This window comes from Thalassococcus halodurans, assembly GCF_900108225.1.
Taxonomy (GTDB): Bacteria; Pseudomonadota; Alphaproteobacteria; order Rhodobacterales; family Rhodobacteraceae; genus Thalassococcus; species Thalassococcus halodurans.
The window spans coordinates 52,222-69,963 of sequence record NZ_FNUZ01000007.1; the positions used below are offsets into that span (position 1 = coordinate 52,222).

Genomic DNA, 17,742 nt, shown 5'->3' on the forward strand with positions numbered 1-17,742 from the left:
AGACCCTAAGAAGCGCCGGAATTGACGACATCCTTATGGTGCTGCCCGAATGAAAGAGATGATCCCGACGTGGGTTGATGGCGATCTGGTCGCAGTCGAGAAGCTTGAGGCACATCAGCGCGGGCTTTTGCACAAGGCGATTTCTGTCTTTGTGATCTGCGATGGCGCTGTGCTGATCCAGCGCCGCGCGATGGGCAAATACCATACGCCGGGTTTGTGGGCGAACACCTGCTGCACCCATCCCCATTGGGGCGAAAGCGCGCTTGATTGTGCGAACCGTCGTTTGCAGGAAGAGCTGGGGATCACCGGCCTGACGCTGGAGCACCGCGATCAGCTGACCTACCGCGCCGATGTGGGTGGCGGGCTGATCGAACATGAGCGCGTCGATATTTTCCTGTGCGAATTAGTGGAACGGATCGAGGTTGCGCCGAACCCTGACGAGGTTATGGACACAGCCTGGGTCGATATCCGCGAACTGACCGTTCTGGTGCAAAAAGCGCCTGAGAATTATACACCGTGGCTGCGGATTTACCTGACCGAACACGCCGCGCGGATTTTTGGCGAAAACGACTGACGCGCGTCGCATTCTGGCATTTCCATCGTCGCTGGAACTGTTATTCTTATCGCTAAGGGGCAGGCGATGGCGTCGCCTTCGGCCAGCGGGCCGATAACCCCTGATCACCCATCCTGAACGCCGGGATCTTGCTTTGCTGCCTAAGGGCCGCGGGGGAAGGTGTCGTCCTTTGCCTTGTGGTCCCTGTCGCAGCCCAAGATGCGAAGGAGTCCTTTGATGGATCGTCCCCAGTTTTACCGTTTTCACCAAGGTGAAAAGACACTTCCTTTTTCAGACGCGGAATATGAGGCGCGCCTTAGTGGCCTGCGCCGGATCATGGCCGATCAGGGCGTTGATGCGGTTGTGCTGACCTCGATGCACAACGTCGCCTATTACTCCGGCTTTCTTTATTGTTCGTTCGGGCGGCCCTATGCGCAGGTCGTGACCGCGACGGATACGGTGACGTTCAGCGCGGGCATTGACGCGGCCCAGCCGTGGCGGCGGTGCTATGGCGACAACATCACCTACACCGATTGGCAGCGGAACAACTACTGGCGCGCGATCCTGTCGGTGACGGGCGCGGGCAAGGTGATCGGCTATGAGGGCGATCATCTGACGCTGACCCAGATGGGGTTGCTGAACGATATGCTGTCGCCGTCGGCCACTGTCGATATTGCGCCCCTGACAATGCAACAGCGGTTCCGCAAATCCGACGCCGAAATCGCACTGATCCGTGCGGGGGCTGCCGTGGCGGACGTAGGTGGATACGCGATCCGCGATGCCATCCGCGAAGGTACGCGTGAAATTGACGTGGCCATGGCAGGGCGCGATGCGATGGAACTGGAAATCGCCCGTCGGTTTCCCGATGCGGAATATCGCGACACGTGGGTGTGGTTCCAATCGGGCATCAACACCGACGGGGCGCACAACCCTGTCACGTCCCGGGCCTTGCAGCGTGGCGATATCCTGAGCCTGAACACCTTCCCGATGATTTCGGGCTACTACACTGCGCTGGAACGAACCCTGTTTGTGGGCGAGGTGGATGACGCATCGCTGGCCATCTGGCAGGCCAATTTGGATGCCCATGAATACGGGATGAGCCTGCTGAAACCCGGTGCGTCCTGCGCCGAGGTAACCGAAAAGATCAACGGCTTCTTTGCCGAAAGGGAGCTGCTGCAATACCGGACGTTCGGTTATGGCCATTCCTTTGGTGTGCTCAGCCACTATTACGGGCGCGAGGCGGGGCTCGAGCTTCGTGAAGACATTCCGACTGTGCTGGAACCCGGCATGGTGATCTCGATGGAACCGATGCTGACCATCCCAGAAGGGCAGGCAGGTGCGGGTGGCTACCGTGAACATGACATCCTGATCATCACCGAAGACGGCAGTGAAAACATCACCGGCTACCCCTACGGGCCGGATCACAATGTGATCGGTTAATCCGGTTTTGGGCCGGTTTGCAGGGGCACGCGGGACAGCGTGTTTCCTGCCTCGGCGATCTTCCCCGCCAAGCGGATGAACTCGGCCTTTTCGCTGTCGGACAGGCCGGGCAGGATGGCGTCCTGACAGGCTTCGACCACAGGGATCAGGCGGGTCAGGGCGGCGTCGCCTTCGGGCGTCAGGGTCAGTACCTTGGCGCGGCGGTCCTCGGGGTTGGTGGTGCGGGCGACAAAGCCCTTGGCCACCAGACGATCCACCACGCCTCCGATTGTCGGACGGTCATAGGCGATCAGACCGGCAAGCGTGGCTTGATCAATCTCGGGGTGGTCGCGCAACATCGCCAAAGCGGCAAACTGCGGTGATGTCAGATCAGACCCTGCCGCTTTCATCTGTTCGGCAAAGACCGAGACCGAAATCTGCTGAAGCCGCCGGATCAGGTGCCCAGGCATGGTGTAAATAATCGTCATGCGCGCAGGATAGGCGAGCGTTTGGCCCAAGGCCATAGCCCAGCGTCAGAACAACAGCGACAAAGTCAGCGTCACGGTGACGGCGCCCAGAAGCGTGGTCAAAACGATGGACGAGGCGGCGACGTCTTCGACTTCGTGGCGGCTGGCGAAGGCGACGAAGCTTAGGAACAGGGGCATGGTGGCAAAGACGATGGCGCCTTTGGTGGCGTCTGTGTCCCAGCCGATCAGCAAGCCAAAGGCCATGGCAACCAATGCGGGTTGCAGGAAGAGCTTGGCCGCAGATACCGCCAGAACGCGGGGGCCCGATCGGGTCAGGCGGTTTTGCAGCATCGTGCCGCCGACGACAAAGAGCGCGATGAACGGTGCGGCCGAGACGATGGATTTGATGACCTGAGACGTCCAGTCGGGCAGGTCGAGCCCCGTCAGGCGGAACCCGAAACCGGCGAACAGGCCGACCGCAACGGGGCTGCGCAGGAATGCCATCAGCAAGGGGCCGACGGATGTGTCATCACGATCCTCGGCCATCAGGGCCAGCGTTGTCATGATCGGGATAATGAAGGCGATTTCGGCGATGATGATCCATGCAAAGACCTCGTTCGCGCTGTCGGGCATAAAGATGGTCAGGATCGGAAAGCCCAGAAACACGCTGTTCGCGGTGGCGGCGCCCATCGCCAGAATGACACTTTGCGCGCCGTGGCCTTTCAGGACGAGGCGCAGAATGACCCAGAGTAGGAAGCATCCCAACACCGACGCACCCGCATAAAGCGCCGCGTTTCGCCAGGCCTCGGCCCCGAAGCTGTCGCTGCCGGTGACGGCGGAAAAGAGCAACGCAGGGATACAGGCGTTCATGACGAACTTGTTCAGGATGGGCAGGCCTTCGGACGGGAACCAGCCTTGGTGCAGAAACAGACTGCCGATCGCGATCATCGAAAAGATGGGAAGCATCAGGATGATAATGTCGATCATGGTCTTTTGGCCCGCGTGGTACTGTTTGGTTTTATTATGTGGGGTAAGGCCTCGGGGGAGATCGGGCAATGGGTTTGAGATTATGCGGGGCAAAAATTTTAGGCGTTGAAAGGGCTGGTTTTGCGACGTGCCAGCAGTTCGAAGCTGAGCCGGAGTCTGCAATAGTGCTGTGCCTAGGTCATTCCAAACGGGTCCGACTGTCCACGTAGCAGACAAATGACGGCCTTGCCTGATAGGTTCTGGCCAGATCGTCAGAGCCTCGTTTTTCGAGGTAGCCTGCCGGATCCTCATGAATTGAGGCGACCTGTCCATCCGTGTTCACAAAGGAATGGTTGTGTACCTTTGCCACGTCGCCGAACGTGTACCCGTCTGGCAGTTCAAAGAAATCAAAGGAAAACGACGAGCCGTAGGAAAAGACCGAACCATCGGACATTTCGAACACCCAACCCGTCCAGCCCATCATGGTCTCGCCCTTGATTTGGCTCATGACCTCTGACGGGAGTGCGAAAGGGCTTGGGTCGACGGATTTCACATAGAAATCGTCGATCGATGAACCAGAGGTCACGAAGTGCCGGACAATCTGCTGGTAAGGCTTTTTAGATTTTCCGAAAACACCTTTGCCATGCTTTTCGTCGTCAAACCGGCGTAGCGCCAGATCGACCGTGGGTGCGGCCTGCCTTAGGATGACGCACGGCAGAACAAGCCCATCTGTCAGGGTGACAGAGCAACGACATTGCGGCCCATAGATCGGGTCGGTGCGGTCTACGTTCGCGTCCAGATACTTCTGAAGTTCATTGCCACCCATTAAAACACATCTCAAAATTTCGCCGAAAAAGCCGTCTTGGAAAGGTACACATCAACGCCGGTTTTGAGCAACGGTCGTGTTTGGCGAGTCGGGAACTGAGTTGCCGTTCTGGTTGCAGCGCTAGTGTCGGATTTCGACTAGGTCGCAGGAGCCCTTGGGTGTTTTGATGACGCGATCAAACGTCTTAGCTTTGGTCTGAGTGGCCAGACAAACATTCTGCTAATCAACGTAAAGGCTGGTCTTGAATTGCGCATCATTGAAAGTGCGTATTCGTTGGCTTCCCGTTCCTGTTCAGAAACCTCCCCCCCTTGGATGTGCCCCGATACGTGATGCCCTATTTCGTGATAAAACGTGAATTCCGCGTCCAAACGATTAAACCACTGCTCGACGCCTCGGGGCGTTTTAGTAGGCCATGTCAAAATAATACCGGAGAAGAGCAAGTTATACTTTCCTAAATAACCCAGTTCTGGGTGTCGCGGGATTACGTCTATTCGGGTAATGTTTTCGAGTGAAAGACCCTTTGTGGTGCTCCACGTTTCGATGTTTTTGATGACGATACTGCGGTCTTCGATGTCCGAGGCTATAAATACGGGTACCTTCTCGGCAACATGAGTAGCAGGCGCTTCGAAACGTCGCCTCGAAAGAATGTCCAGCGTCTTCCTGTGCATGGGGTGCAAATCACATTTTCGAAGCCTTTTAACTTCGTCTTCAAAAGCAGATGCATCTAATTCGCTCAGTATGGAGAGCAAAACTCCAAAGTATTTGGCCAGAGGCCCGCGAGGATTCTCAGACCAAGCGGCGGATGCCAGTTTTGCTTTTACGTCGCTGACGGACGCTGCGCCTTCTTTCAAAGCGTCGCGCCATGCATCCCGAGCGGTTTCTACGTGATCCGTCGAAATACCTCTTAACAATCTGTCTATGGCTGGATGGGGCTTCTTTTTCATAAGCGAATAGAAGCAGGTAAAACGGGCGATTTTCGGGCGATTAAGTTGTTTCCAGCAAAAAATATCGCCTTAAAGGGGTGCGCGACCCCATAGGGCAACGTTACTTTTGCCCTTCGCGGTGTCCGGAACTGTGTGTTGTTTGGAGGCACTCGCGGGATTGTAGGCATATCCAAAAATCCCGATCGATGCGCGTTTCCCTGGACCTGCGCCATTTGCTGAGAGGGGTTGACTCGCGATTATAGTATGTATACTTACTAATATAAGGTCGCGACAGGAGGAGATGCCGCATGCAATTTTATCTGGACGGGTTTCGTACGGGTGATCCGCTGAAAACGCCGGAGGCGGACAAGGCGCCCAAAGCCAGTGATCATGTGGATGTCGCGATCATCGGATGTGGGCCTGCCGGTCTGACGCTTGCTGCGCAACTGGCGGCGATTGGTGGCATGTCGGTGCGCATCTTTGACAAGAAGGACGGGCCGCTTGAGGTCGGGCAGGCTGATGGCATTGCCTGCCGGTCGCTTGAGATGTTCGAGGCCTTCGGTTTTGCCGAAAAGGTTTTGAAAGAAAGCTATTGGGTGAACGAGGTCGCGTTCTGGCGGCCCGATCCCAGTGGCTCGGGCCTGCATCGCGCTGACCGTATTCAGGATGTGGAAGACGACCTGTCCCATCAGCCGCATGTCATTCTGAACCAGGCGCGGGTGCATGATTTCTATCTTGAGATGATGGAGAATTCGGCGATGGGGCTGGTGCCGGATTATAACCGTGATCTGGCCGGACTGGTCTGTGATGACAGTGCCGAGCATCCCGTGACGCTGACGTTCGACTGCCTTGATGCACCGGGTCAGCAAGAAGTGGTTCACGCGAAATATGTCGTCGGTTGCGACGGTGCCCGCAGCAAGGTGCGCGCCGCTATGGGCTATGCGCTAAAGGGCGAGGCCGCACGGCAGCTTTGGGGTGTGATGGATGTGCTGGCGGTGACGGATTTTCCCGACTACCGCCTGAAATGCGCGATCCAGTCAGCCGAGGCAGGCAGCATCCTGATCATCCCGCGCGAAGGCGGCTACCTGACGCGCCTGTATATCGAGATGGACGCATTGCATGGCGATGAACGCGCCGCGGATCGTGGCGTGACCGCCGAAATGCTGGAAGGAAAGGCGCGCGCCATTCTGGCACCCTATCATTTCGAAGTGAAAGAGGTTGCTTGGTTCTCGGCCTATGAGATCGGGCAGCGGGTCTGCGATTCATTCGATGACCTGCCGTCGGACATTCGCGACGGGGACATTCCGTGCATCTTTATTGCCGGTGATGCCTGCCACACCCATAGCCCCAAGGCGGGGCAGGGGATGAACGTGTCGATGGCGGATACGTTTAACCTTGGCTGGAAACTGGCCGCCGTTCTGAAGGGGCGTGCGCAACCCAAACTTCTGGCGACGTATTCGGAGGAACGTCATGCCAAGGCGAAAGAACTGATCGACTTTGACCGCGATATGGCGCGGCTGTTCAGTGAAAAGCCCAAGACAGCCGAGGAAAGCGCGCAGTTCCAGCGGTATTTCCAGAAGCACGGGCGGTATACGGCGGGGGTTGAGACGACCTATGATGCCTCGTTGATTATTGGCGGGACGGCGCATCAGGATCTGGCCAAGGGTCAGGTCGTGGGCAAGCGGTTCCATTCGGCCCCTGTGATCCGGCTGGCCGATGCGAAGCCGCTGGAATTGTCCGAGGCTTTGACGGCGAACGGGCGGTGGCGCGTAATCTGTTTTGCGGATGCGTCCGATACGGGAGGTCCGGGTGGCAAGGTCGCGGCGTTGTGCGATTATCTGTTGGAAGATCCGAAGTCGCCCCTGATGAAATTCGGGCGCGATGGCGAAGACTTGGATGCGGTTTTGGACGTGCGGGCAGTGTTCCAGCAGGCGCATCGTGATCTGGATCTGTTTACGATGCCCGATTTGCTGGTGCCGAAGAAAGGCAAGTTGGGACTGACGGATTACGAAAAAATCTTTTGTCCCGATCTGAAATCGGGCGTGGATATTTTCGATATACGCGGAATTGACCGTGCCAAAGGGGCGGTGGTTGTCGTGCGGCCCGATCAGTTTGTGGCGCAGGTTTTGCCGTTGGATGCCTATGATGACCTAGGCGCGTTTTTCGCCGAGTTCATGATGTGAACGAGCGATCATGTTAAACATTGACCGTCCGGTCGGTTACAAATAACCTTTCCTCCAAGCCCCGCGAAAGGGGCAGGGAGGACATGACTAATGACATCATCCGACACCGTGCTGTCGCGGTTGGACGCGGGCGTTCTGTGTATAACGCTGAACCGTCCGGACCGGTTGAACGCCTTTACCGAAGAGATGCACATCGCGCTGCGGGCCGAGTTCGAGCGCGCAAGGGATGACGATGCGGTGCGCGCTGTTCTTCTTACCGGCGCGGGGCGTGGCTTTTGCGCGGGGCAGGACCTTGGGGATCGTGATCCGCGCAAGGGCGAGGCGCGCGATCTGGGGCAGACGTTGGATATGTTTTACAACCCGACGCTGCGGCTGATGCGGGATTTGAAGAAACCCATCGTCTGCGCAGTGAATGGCGTGGCGGCGGGGGCAGGGGCCAATGTGGCCTTGGCCTGCGATATTGTGCTGGCCGCGAAATCCGCCAAGTTCATTCAGGCTTTCAGCAAGATCGGACTGGTTCCCGATGCAGGCGGCAGTTGGACGTTGACGCGCATGATTGGCGAGGCGCGCGCCAAGGCGCTGACCATGACGGCGGAGCCTTTGATGGCGGAAACCGCAGCGGACTGGGGATTGATCTGGAAGGCCGTCGATGACGACGCGCTGATCGATGAGGCGACGGCGCTGGCGGAAAAGCTGGCGGCGGGGCCGACCTTTGGTTTGGGCCTGACAAAACAGTTGATCCATGACGCGGCGACCAACGATTTCGATGCGCAGCTTGATCGCGAACGGGATAGTCAGCGCGCGGCGGGGGCGTCGGACGATTACAAGGAAGGCGTCATCGCGTTTCTTGAAAAGCGCGCGCCAAGTTTTTCGGGGCGTTGATCGTGGCACAGGACATGACAGATCAGCAACTCGCCGAAGCCTGCGCCAAGGCACTCTGGTCCACGGATAACGCAACGCAGCAGTTGGGTATGGAGCTGGCCAGTGTCGGCCCCGGTGAGGCGGTGATCGAAATGGTCGTGACCGAGCGGATGACCAACGGACACGGTACGGCCCATGGGGGCTATCTGTTCACGCTGGCCGACAGCGCCTTTGCCTTTGCGTGCAATACCTACAATCAGGCCACCGTCGCGCAGCATTGTTCGGTGACCTACATCACGCCCGGCGCTTTGGGGGATCGTCTGACCGCCCACGCCCACGAGATTTCGCGCAAGGGCCGGTCGGGCATCTACGACGTCACGATCACACGACAGGACGGCACCGTAATTGCCGAATTCCGCGGGCATTCGCGCAGCTTGGGACAGCCGCTTTTGACGGACGCAGGCGCATAAGGATTAGGGGAGGAGAGACCATGAAAGACCTGACACCACCAAAGGACATCCTTGACCCGATCGAGATTGCGAGCCGCGATGAAATCACCGCGCTTCAGGAGCAGCGGATGGCGTGGTCGCTGCGCCATGCCTATGACAACTCGCCCTTTTTCAAAGCGAACTTTGACAAGCACGGCGCGCATCCGGATGATTTCAAAACGCTGGCCGATCTGGCGAAATTTCCCTTTACGATGAAGCAGGATCTGCGCGATACCTACCCCTTTGGCATGTTCGCTATGCCGCAGGATCAGGTGGCGCGTGTGCATGCGTCGTCGGGCACTACCGGCAAGCCGACAGTGGTCGGTTATACGCAGAACGACATCAGCAATTGGGCCGATTGTGTTGCGCGGTCGATCCGTGCCTCTGGCGGGCGGAAAGGGGACATTTGCCATATCTCCTATGGCTACGGGTTGTTCACCGGCGGTCTGGGTGCGCATTACGGGGCCGAACGTCTGGGCTGCACTGTGGTGCCTGTCTCCGGCGGGATGACCGAACGGCAGGTCACGCTGATCCAGGATTTCAAACCGCAGATCATCATGGTGACCCCGTCCTACATGCTGGCCATTCTGGATGAGTTCCGCAGGCAGGGCATCGACCCGCGCGAGTCCTCTTTGAACGTCGGGATTTTCGGGGCAGAGCCGTGGACGAATTCGATGCGCGGCGAGATTGAACAGGCGTTCGATATGCATGCGGTGGATATCTACGGCCTGTCAGAGATCATGGGGCCCGGTGTCGCCAATGAATGCGTCGAAACCAAAGACGGGCTGCATGTCTGGGAAGATCACTTCTACCCCGAAATCATCGACCCCGCGACGGGCGAGGTGCTGCCGGATGGCGAGATGGGCGAGTTGGTCTTTACCACGCTGACGAAAGAGGCGTTGCCGATGGTGCGCTACCGGACCCGCGATCTGACGCGCATCCTGCCCGGAACGGCGCGGTCCATGCGGCGGATCGAAAAGATCACGGGGCGCAGCGACGACATGATCATTCTGCGCGGCGTCAACGTGTTTCCGACCCAGATCGAGGAACAGATCCTGAAATGCGCGGGTCTTGCGCCGCACTTCCAGATCGAATTGATCAGCAAGGGCCGGATGGACGCGATGGTGGTGCATGTGGAATGCACGGCCGATATGTCGTCGTCGGACGCGCGCGATGCGACGGCGCGGGAACTGGCGCATCACATCAAATCGGTCGTTGGCATCACAGCGGCAATCACCGTGCACGATCCCAATGGCGTCGCCCGATCCGAGGGCAAGGCCAAACGGGTGGTGGACAACCGGACCGGCTAACGCTCGACCGTCCGGGGTGGCGGAGAGGACCGCCGTCGTTTAAGCCAGCGATGGAGTATCAGGGAAGGGCCGATTGGTATGGCCAGAACACGCGCTAAGGATTTCGAGGAAAAGCAGCATCAGCTTTTGCTGGTGGCCGCCCATGTCTTTGCCACCGACGGGATGGAAAAGGCGTCGATGTCCGGTATCGCGAAACTGGCGGGCGTGTCGAAATCGCTGCTCTATCATTACTACCCCTCCAAGTCCGAGCTGATCTTTTCCATCATTCAGGCCCACCTGGTCGAGCTTGAGGCGGCCTTGGCCGAAGCGGATGACCCATCGCTTGCGCCACGTGACCGGTTGCAGAAACTGGTGAAGGCCACGCTGGATGCCTACGAGGGCGCCGATGATATGCACAAGGTGCAGCTGAACGCGGGCGAAGCACTGGACGAAGATCAGCTGGCCCAAGTCACCACAATGAACCGCCAGATCGTAAAGCGCATTGCGGATGTGATCGCGGAAATCCACCCTGAACTGGCGGCTCCGTCAGGATCGCTTTTGATGCCAGTCACCATGTCGCTGTTCGGGATGATGAACTGGGCCTATCTGTGGTTCCGCGAAGATGGCCCCATGACGCGCGAAGATTACGCGCGCATGGCGACCACGCTGATTTTGGATGGCGTAAAGGGCGTCGCCTGACGCCCCTTAGGCATCGTCCGGCAACGGCCAGCTTTTTGCGACCATCGTCAGAACATCGTATTGCGCGACAACCTCGTCGTTCTGGTTGGTGACGCAGCAATCCCAACGGACCTCGCCATAAACCGATCCTTCGCGGGGACTGATTTCCTTACAGGTCAGCTGCACGCCCAGACTGTCGCCGAAATAGACCGGCGTCAGAAAACGCAGGTTGTCGATGCCGTAGTTCGCCAGAACAGGGCCCGGATCGGGCTGTACGAACAGGCCTGCGGCAAAGGACACGATCAGATAACCATGCGCGACGCGGTCGTCGAAGAACGGGTTCGCCTTGGCCGCGACTTCGTCCATATGGGCGTAGAAGGTATCGCCGGTGAATTTGGCAAAATGTTCGGTGTCTTCCAGCGTGATCGCGCGTCGGGCGGTGACCAACTGGTCGCCAATGTGCAGCTCTGCCAGCGATTTCCGGAACGGATGCATGCCGGATTGCGCAGGGGCGCCCGCCACCCATTGGCCCGTGATTTTGGCCAGCATACGGGGCGTGCCCTGAATGGCGGTGCGCGCCATAAAGTGTTTGACCCCGCGCATGCCACCCATTTCTTCACCCCCACCAGCGCGGCCGGGACCGCCGTGGATCAGCGGCGCAAGCGGAGAGCCGTGACCGGTGGACGTTTTGGCGCTGTCGCGGTTGCCGACCAGCACCCGACCATGCTGCGGCGCAAGGCCCAAGGTCAGCTCGGCAGCGAGAGTGTCGTCATTGGTAAAGACCGACGACACCAAGGACCCGCGGCCTTTCATGGCCAAGGCGATGGCTTCGTCCACGCCGTCGTAACCCATGACGGTGGCGGCGGGGCCAAATGCCTCGGTGTCGTGGGGGGCGGTTGCGGTCATCGAATTGGCGCAATGCAGCAGAACGGGATTCATGAACGCGCCTTTGTCGGGATCGCCCGACGAGGTGCTGACCGCGTCAGGATCGCCGAAAACGATTTCGGCGTCGGTTGTGATACGGGCGATCTGGGCGCGGACGGTGTCGCGATCGGAAAGTGAGGCCAAGGCCCCCATGCGGGTTGCGGCAACCGATGGCAGGCCCGGCTGCACCTTGGCCAATGCCGCTGACAACGCGTCGATCACGGCCTGTTCTTGGGATTTCGGCACAAGGACGCGGCGGATGGCGGTACATTTCTGGCCCGCCTTCGACGTCATCTCGCGCTGGACTTCTTTCACGAACAGATCGAACTCGGGCGTTCCCGCCACCGCATCGGGCGCAAGGATCGAGGCGTTCAGGCTGTCGGCCTCCATCGTGAACCGGACCGAGTTTTTGACGATGGCCGGATGGCTGCGCAGCTTGTGGCCGGTCGCGGCCGATCCGGTGAAGGTGACCACATCCTGTTCGGTCACGTGATCCAGCAGATCGCCGACACCGCCGCAGACAATCTGCAACGCGCCGTCGGGCAGAATGCCCATGTCGATGATCCGGCGGGCGACGAGTTCTGCCAGATAGGCACCGGTCGAGGCCGGTTTCACAAGACAGGGCATGCCTGCGATCAGGGCTGGGGCGATCTTTTCCAACATGCCCCAGACGGGGAAGTTGAAAGCATTGATATGAACCGCAACGCCCAGCATCGGGCTAAGGACGTGCTGGCCCACGAAAGAGCCGTCTTTGGACAGTTGTTCGACCGGACCTTCGGGCAGAACGCGGGCGTTGGGCAGTTCGCGACGGGCCTTGGAGGCGAAGGTCAGCATGGTGCCGATCCCGCCGTCGATATCTGGCCATGCATCACGGGGCGTGGCCCCTGTGTGCAGACTTTCGCGGTGGAAGTCGTCTTTCATCTCTAACAGCTTCAGACCGATGGTCTTCAGCATCATGGCGCGTTCGTGGGTGGTGTGGCGGCGCAGGGCAGGGCCGCCCACGGTGCGGCCCCAGTCCAGCGCGGCAGCCATGTCCAGACCTTCGGACCCGATCAGCGCGTGGATGTCGCCGGTTGCGGCATCAAAAAGCGGTTTGGGTTCACCCGCGCCGGTGCGCCACGCGCCGCTCAGGTAGCTTTCCAAGCGGCGGGGAGTTTCATTCGTCATAGGTCAGCACCACTTTGTCGGACAGGGGAATGCACTGGCACGACAGGACGTAGCCCGCGCGCACTTCGTAATCTTCCAGCGCGTGGTTCATTTCCATTTCGACCTCGCCCTCCAGCACTTTGGCGCGGCAGGTCGAACAGACGCCCGCCTTGCAGGAATAGGGCGCGTCCATGTCATGTTGAAGCGCTGCGTCCAGAACGGCGGTTCCGTCGCGCGGCATCTGGAAGCTGCGGGTCACGCCATCGATGGTGACAGACACGTCGCAGGCGTCGCTTGTCTGGCTGTCCGCCTTTGCGCTGGCCTTCTGTTTCGCGCGGCCCGGCTGGGACGAAGCGAAAAGTTCGAATTTGATCTGGTCATCGCTCAGCCCGTGTTTGCGCAGGCCTTCGGCGATGGTCAGCATCATCGGCTCGGGGCCGCAGATAAACGCGGTGTCGATGCTGTCGGCGTCGATCCAGAGGCGGAAAAGCGTATCGAGTTTTTCGGCATCGACGCGGCCCGAGAACAGATCGATATCTCCGCCGGTTTCCAGAATATGGATGACCGAGAAACGCCCCAGATAGGTGTTCTTCAGATCCTCCAGTTCCTCGCGGAACATGATCGAACTGGCGTGGCGGTTGGCGTAGACCAGCGTGATGTTTGCGTTCGGTTCCCGCGCGAGGGTGGTCTTGATGATCGACAGAACAGGCGTGATGCCGGACCCGCCCGCAAAGGCCAGATAGCCGCGCGCGCTGTCGGGATCGAGCGGGGTAAAGAAGCGGCCTTGCGGTGTCATCGCCTCGACCGTGTCGCCGGGGCGCAGGTTTTCATTGGCCCAGGTCGAGAACGCGCCGCCATCGACCCGCTTGATGCCGACACGCAGCAGATTGTCGTCCAGACCTGCGCAAATTGAATAGGACCGGCGCAGTTCCTGCCCGTCAAAGTCGCGGCGGAAGGTCAGGTACTGGCCTTGGGTAAAGGTGAAATCGCCATCCTGCGGTTTCAGTGTGACAACCACGGCATCACGGGTGTCGTGGTGGACATCGATCACATCAAGGGTGTGGAAGCGGGGCATTATCGCGTCTCCTGTTCCAAGTGCTCTGAGGCCAGCGTTAATGGCATTTGAAATAGTCAAAGGGTTCCAGACAGTCGCGGCAGACATAAGCCGCTTTGCAGGGCGTCGATCCGAACTGGCTGACTTTGTCGGTATGTGTCGATCCGCAGCGGGGGCATTCGATTGTCAGGTTCGATCCCGCCAAGCGCGCCGCGCGGCCCATGCGGCCATCCGAGGCCGTGCCGTTCACGGGTGGCGCGATCCCATAAGCGCGCAGCTTGTCGCGGGCGCTGTCGGTGATCCAGTCGGTGGTCCACGGGGGCGACAGGCGTCGTTCCAGCGCCAGCTTTTCGATACCCTTTTCGCGCAGTTTATCCTCGACCATCATGTCGATCACTGCCGTGGCGGGGCAGCCGGAATAGGTGGGCGTGACCGCGACGCGCAGGATGTCGTCGTCCCAGCGGACATCGCGGATGATGCCAAGTTCGGTAACTGACACGACGGGGATTTCAGGGTCGGGCACCTCGGCCAGCCATTCCCATATCTGGTCGGTGCTGGCTGTCACCACTCGGCCCCCGGATAGGCGCGTTGCAGGAACTGCATTTCGGCCAGAAGGTAGCCCAGATGTTCCGTATGCCGTCCTTGCTTGCCACCTGTGTGCACGTCGAAACGGCGTTCGGGCAGGGTCAGCGTGGCCTCGTCCAGAATATCCTTCACAGTGGCGGTCCAGCGTGTTTGCAGATCACTCAGATCAGGGGCGATGCCAGCCTCTGTCATCGCGGTGTCGACGGCGTCGGCTGTGAACATCTCGCCGGTGTAGGGCCAGAGGTGGTCCAGCGCGGCCTGCATTCGGGCGTGGCTTTCTTCGGTGCCGTCGCCCAGCCGGACAACAAGGTCCGAGGCTCGGTCCAGCTGATAGGCCACTTCCTTCAGCGCCTTCGCGGCGATCTCGGCCACGCGGGTGTTGGGCGAGGTGGACAGCTCTGTCAGAAGTTCGAAGTGGAAGGCATCGAACAGGAATTCGCGCATGATTGTCTGACCGATGTCGCCGTTGGGCAGTTCGACTAGCTTCACATTCCGGAAGGCCATCGCATCGCGCAGATAGGCCAGTTGGTCGGCTGTGCGGCCCTGACCCTCGACCTCGGCGGCAAGGCCCAGCCACATCTGGCAGTGCCCGATCAGGTCCAGCGCGGTATTGGCCAGCGCGATGTCCTCTTCCAGCGCAGGGCCATGACCGCACCATTCCGACGTGCGGTGCCCAAGGATCAGCGCGTTGTCCCCCAGCCGGCAGAGCCAGTCGAACATGGCGGGGCGCAGGGCGTCATCGATCTTCACAGGATCGCGTCCGTCCAGAGCCATCACATGTGCCCCACTTCATCGGGGATGTCGTAAAAGGTCGGGTGGCGATAGACTTTGTCTTCGGCCGGATCGAAAAGCGGGCCTTTTTCAGAGGGGCTTGATGCCGTGATCGCGGACGAGGGCACGACCCAGATCGACACGCCTTCCTTGCGGCGGGTGTAGACATCGCGAGCGTTGTTGATCGCCATTTCAGCGTCAGGGGCGTGCAGGCTGCCCACGTGACGGTGGTTCAGGCCATGCTGGCCACGGATAAAGATTTCCCACAGGGGCCATTCTTTTTTCGACATGATTTCTCCTCCCCTCAGTGTCCCTATTCCGCCGCTGTCCGGCGGGTGGCCTGTTTGTCGGCGTAGGCCGATAGTCCTTCGCGGAACCACTGGCCGTCGTCCCAAGCCTTGCGGCGGGCCCCAAGGCGTTCTTCGTTACACGGGCCGTTGCCTTTCAGAACCTCAAAGAATTCATCCCAATCCGGTTCGGAAAAATCGTAGCCCTGTTTGTCGTCGTTCCAGCGCAGGTGTTCATCAGGCACGGTCAGGCCCAGATATTCGGCCTGCGGCACGGTTTCGTTCACAAAGCGCTGGCGCAATTCATCGTTCGTGTTGATCTTGATTTTCCACGCCATGTTCTGCGTCGAATGGACGGACTCTGCATCGGAGGGGCCGAACATCATCAACGACGGATACCAGAAGCGGTTCAGCGCATCCTGCGCCATTTCCTTTTGCGCAGGCGTGCCTTGGGCCATCTTCATCATGATGGAATAGCCCTGACGTTGGTGAAAGCTTTCTTCTTTGCAGATGCGGACCATCGCACGGGCGTAGGGGCCGTAGGATGTGCGCTGTAGCGGCACCTGATTCATGATCGCGGCACCGTCGACCAGCCAGCCGATCGCGCCCATGTCGGCCCATGTCAGCGTCGGGTAGTTGAAGATCGAGCTATACTTCATCGCGCCGGAGTGCAGCTTTTCGAAAAGCTCATCACGGGTGACGCCAAGCGTTTCACAGGCTGAATAAAGGTACAGCCCGTGGCCTGCTTCATCCTGCACTTTGGCCAGCAGGATCTGTTTGCGCTCAAGCGTGGGGGCGCGGGTGATCCAGTTGCCTTCGGGCAGTTGGCCGACGATCTCGGAATGGGCGTGCTGGCCGATCTGGCGGATCAGCGTTTTGCGATAACCCTCAGGCATCCATTCCTTGGGCTCGATCCGTTCTCCACGGTCGATTCGCGCCTGAAACTCGGCCAACGCCTGCGGGTCGTCATTGGACGATTCCGACTTGATCATCTGTGCATACATGGTCGTGCCTCCCATCGCGACAGGTCAGCCATCTTATTCGTTGACCGACCGGTTGGTGAATATTTAGCGCAAGATGGGCCAGTGGATCAAACAAAATTTGAAGCGGGCCGGAAATTCGGTTGTTCCCATGCGCGCCTTAGCGCCGCTTGGCCAGTTCGCGGTAAAGCGCTTCTCGGGATACGCCCAGAATATGCGCCAGATCCTGAAGCTGTCCTTTCGGGGGAAGGGCAGGGTTGTCGACCAACCATGCATCCAGCCGCTCGGCCACTGTTTTCAACGTCCGGATTTCGGACTGCATCCGCGATTTCTGAAGCGTTCGGGCCAATTGTGCGGCCCATGCCCGTGTCAAAGGGGCAGAGGCATGAAGCCGGTCAAGAAAGTCGGCGACAGGCAGACGCAGCAGGGTGGCTTTTGTGCTGGCCTGACCATCGCAATGATAGATCGGCGAATAGGCCGATGCCTCGGCCAGAATCGCGCCTGCGTTTGCGCGGTTTAGGATCAGCCGTGTACCCGAAGGGCTGACGCGCACCAGATCAATCTGGCCGCTTTCGACAAGATACATCGATGCGACCTGATCGCCCGAATGAAACAGGTATTCGCCCGCATGTGCGATGATCGACGGGCAGTCGTGAAAAAGATCGTTCAGGCAAGGTGACATGATCATGATCATATAGGTCGCGCGAGTCTGATGCTACGGCTGGTGTCAGAACTTGTGAACCGGAGGGACGTAGGATGGATCAGGTCATACGGGTTATTGCGCTGGGGGTTTTACCGACCGGCCTTTGGGCGGCAGGGATGGACCATGCCACGCCCTACGCAGGCTTTCAGGATCGTGCGATCAAAAGCCTGTCGGATGACGACATTGCCGAGCTGCGGCGTGGGGGTGGGTGGGGTCTTGCGCTGCCTGCGGAGCTTAGCGGGTTGCCCGGACCTGCGCATCTGTTGGAGATGCAGGACGAGATCGGACTGAGCGAAGATCAGGTCGCGAGGATCATGGTTATCTATGACGGGATGAAAGCCGAGGCCATTGAGGCGGGTGAAAAGTTTATCGCTGCAGAAGCCGCGCTAAGCGAGGCTTTCGCCGCCAAGGATATAGATCCGGACAGCCTTCGCGCCCTTTTGGCGGCCTCGGCAGAGGCCCGCGCCGCGCTCCGTTTTGTGCATCTGTCGCGCCATTTGATGACGCCTGATGTGCTGAGTGAGGACCAGATCGCGGCGTATCAGAGGTTGCGTGGCTATGCGGATGATCCCTGCCAAGCGATACCTGAGGGGCATGATCCCGACATGTGGCGCCGCCACAACGGCTGTACAAAGTGAC

19 protein-coding genes are annotated in these 17,742 nt (G+C 59.4%); 8 read left to right on the forward strand and 11 right to left on the reverse strand.

Annotated features, from left to right (window positions below; translation table 11 throughout):
- The first annotated feature begins 49 nt into the window (after window positions 1-49).
- Window positions 50-574, forward strand: coding sequence for an isopentenyl-diphosphate Delta-isomerase (gene idi, locus C4S59_RS17360; RefSeq protein WP_103911649.1), 525 nt, complete (start codon window positions 50-52; stop codon window positions 572-574).
- Window positions 575-790: 216 nt separating this feature from the next.
- On the forward strand, window positions 791-1,993 hold the full coding sequence (locus tag C4S59_RS17365; protein WP_103911650.1) for an aminopeptidase P family protein: 1,203 nt from the start codon (window positions 791-793) through the stop codon (window positions 1,991-1,993).
- On the opposite strand, the gene C4S59_RS17370 is transcribed toward C4S59_RS17365, so the two are convergent.
- From C4S59_RS17370 to C4S59_RS17380, 4 genes are all read right to left on the reverse strand, one after another.
- Window positions 1,990-2,496 carry a MarR family winged helix-turn-helix transcriptional regulator gene (locus C4S59_RS17370; protein WP_234994817.1) on the reverse strand — a complete coding sequence of 169 codons (507 nt, stop codon included), beginning with the start codon at window positions 2,494-2,496 and terminating at the stop codon, window positions 1,990-1,992. The two genes, C4S59_RS17365 and C4S59_RS17370, sit on opposite strands and share 4 nt — an antisense overlap.
- Window positions 2,497-2,505: 9 nt before the next feature.
- A complete protein-coding gene (locus C4S59_RS17375) occupies window positions 2,506-3,426 on the reverse strand; it encodes an AEC family transporter (RefSeq protein WP_160006939.1) in 921 nt (306 codons plus the stop codon).
- A gap of 178 nt (window positions 3,427-3,604) precedes the next feature.
- Complete coding sequence (locus C4S59_RS19605; RefSeq protein WP_160006942.1) at window positions 3,605-4,231, reverse strand: hypothetical protein; 627 nt, start codon at window positions 4,229-4,231, stop codon at window positions 3,605-3,607.
- A gap of 137 nt (window positions 4,232-4,368) precedes the next feature.
- Entirely contained in the window at window positions 4,369-5,175 is an 807-nt protein-coding gene (locus C4S59_RS17380) for a M48 family metalloprotease (RefSeq protein WP_146064558.1), read from the reverse strand.
- A 287-nt stretch (window positions 5,176-5,462) separates the two neighbouring features.
- On the opposite strand from C4S59_RS17380, the gene C4S59_RS17385 reads away from it, so the two are divergent.
- From C4S59_RS17385 to C4S59_RS17405, 5 genes are all read left to right on the forward strand, one after another.
- Entirely contained in the window at window positions 5,463-7,337 is a 1,875-nt protein-coding gene (locus C4S59_RS17385) for an FAD-dependent monooxygenase (protein WP_103911653.1), read from the forward strand.
- A gap of 90 nt (window positions 7,338-7,427) precedes the next feature.
- The gene (paaG, locus tag C4S59_RS17390) at window positions 7,428-8,219 is read left to right on the forward strand and encodes a 2-(1,2-epoxy-1,2-dihydrophenyl)acetyl-CoA isomerase PaaG (RefSeq protein ID WP_103911654.1); all 792 of its coding nucleotides are present in this window, start codon (window positions 7,428-7,430) and stop codon (window positions 8,217-8,219) included.
- A gap of 14 nt (window positions 8,220-8,233) precedes the next feature.
- A complete protein-coding gene (gene paaI / locus C4S59_RS17395; RefSeq protein WP_103911655.1) occupies window positions 8,234-8,668 on the forward strand; it encodes a hydroxyphenylacetyl-CoA thioesterase PaaI in 435 nt (144 codons plus the stop codon).
- 20 nt (window positions 8,669-8,688) lie between these two features.
- Window positions 8,689-9,996: a phenylacetate--CoA ligase PaaK gene (paaK, locus tag C4S59_RS17400; protein WP_103911656.1), complete on the forward strand. Its 1,308-nt coding sequence runs from the start codon at window positions 8,689-8,691 to the stop codon at window positions 9,994-9,996.
- A 78-nt stretch (window positions 9,997-10,074) separates the two neighbouring features.
- Window positions 10,075-10,674: a TetR/AcrR family transcriptional regulator gene (locus C4S59_RS17405; RefSeq protein ID WP_103911657.1), complete on the forward strand. Its 600-nt coding sequence runs from the start codon at window positions 10,075-10,077 to the stop codon at window positions 10,672-10,674.
- 6 nt (window positions 10,675-10,680) lie between these two features.
- Here C4S59_RS17405 and paaZ read toward each other — a convergent pair whose 3' ends face one another.
- The 7 genes from paaZ to C4S59_RS17440 all read right to left on the reverse strand — a co-directional run bounded on the left by paaZ (window position 10,681) and on the right by C4S59_RS17440 (window position 17,088).
- On the reverse strand, window positions 10,681-12,744 hold the full coding sequence (gene paaZ / locus C4S59_RS17410) for a phenylacetic acid degradation bifunctional protein PaaZ (RefSeq protein ID WP_103911658.1): 2,064 nt from the start codon (window positions 12,742-12,744) through the stop codon (window positions 10,681-10,683).
- Window positions 12,734-13,798 (reverse strand): 1,2-phenylacetyl-CoA epoxidase subunit PaaE, encoded by a 1,065-nt coding sequence (gene paaE, locus C4S59_RS17415; protein ID WP_103911659.1) that lies wholly within the window; start codon window positions 13,796-13,798, stop codon window positions 12,734-12,736. Before paaE ends, paaZ begins: the two co-directional genes overlap by 11 nt.
- Window positions 13,799-13,835: 37 nt before the next feature.
- A complete protein-coding gene (paaD, locus tag C4S59_RS17420; protein WP_200813247.1) occupies window positions 13,836-14,342 on the reverse strand; it encodes a 1,2-phenylacetyl-CoA epoxidase subunit PaaD in 507 nt (168 codons plus the stop codon).
- A complete protein-coding gene (gene paaC, locus C4S59_RS17425) occupies window positions 14,339-15,136 on the reverse strand; it encodes a 1,2-phenylacetyl-CoA epoxidase subunit PaaC (RefSeq protein WP_103911661.1) in 798 nt (265 codons plus the stop codon). The genes paaD and paaC overlap by 4 nt, the downstream gene beginning before the upstream one ends.
- Window positions 15,136-15,423, reverse strand: coding sequence for a 1,2-phenylacetyl-CoA epoxidase subunit PaaB (gene paaB, locus C4S59_RS17430; protein ID WP_103911662.1), 288 nt, complete (start codon window positions 15,421-15,423; stop codon window positions 15,136-15,138). The genes paaC and paaB overlap by 1 nt, the downstream gene beginning before the upstream one ends.
- Window positions 15,424-15,446: 23 nt before the next feature.
- A complete protein-coding gene (gene paaA, locus C4S59_RS17435; RefSeq protein WP_103911663.1) occupies window positions 15,447-16,424 on the reverse strand; it encodes a 1,2-phenylacetyl-CoA epoxidase subunit PaaA in 978 nt (325 codons plus the stop codon).
- A 136-nt stretch (window positions 16,425-16,560) separates the two neighbouring features.
- Complete coding sequence (locus C4S59_RS17440; RefSeq protein ID WP_160006945.1) at window positions 16,561-17,088, reverse strand: Crp/Fnr family transcriptional regulator; 528 nt, start codon at window positions 17,086-17,088, stop codon at window positions 16,561-16,563.
- 68 nt (window positions 17,089-17,156) lie between these two features.
- Here C4S59_RS17440 and C4S59_RS17445 point away from each other — a divergent pair, with 68 nt between their 5' ends.
- Window positions 17,157-17,741 (forward strand): hypothetical protein, encoded by a 585-nt coding sequence (locus tag C4S59_RS17445; RefSeq protein ID WP_103911665.1) that lies wholly within the window; start codon window positions 17,157-17,159, stop codon window positions 17,739-17,741.
- Window position 17,742 lies beyond the last annotated feature (1 nt).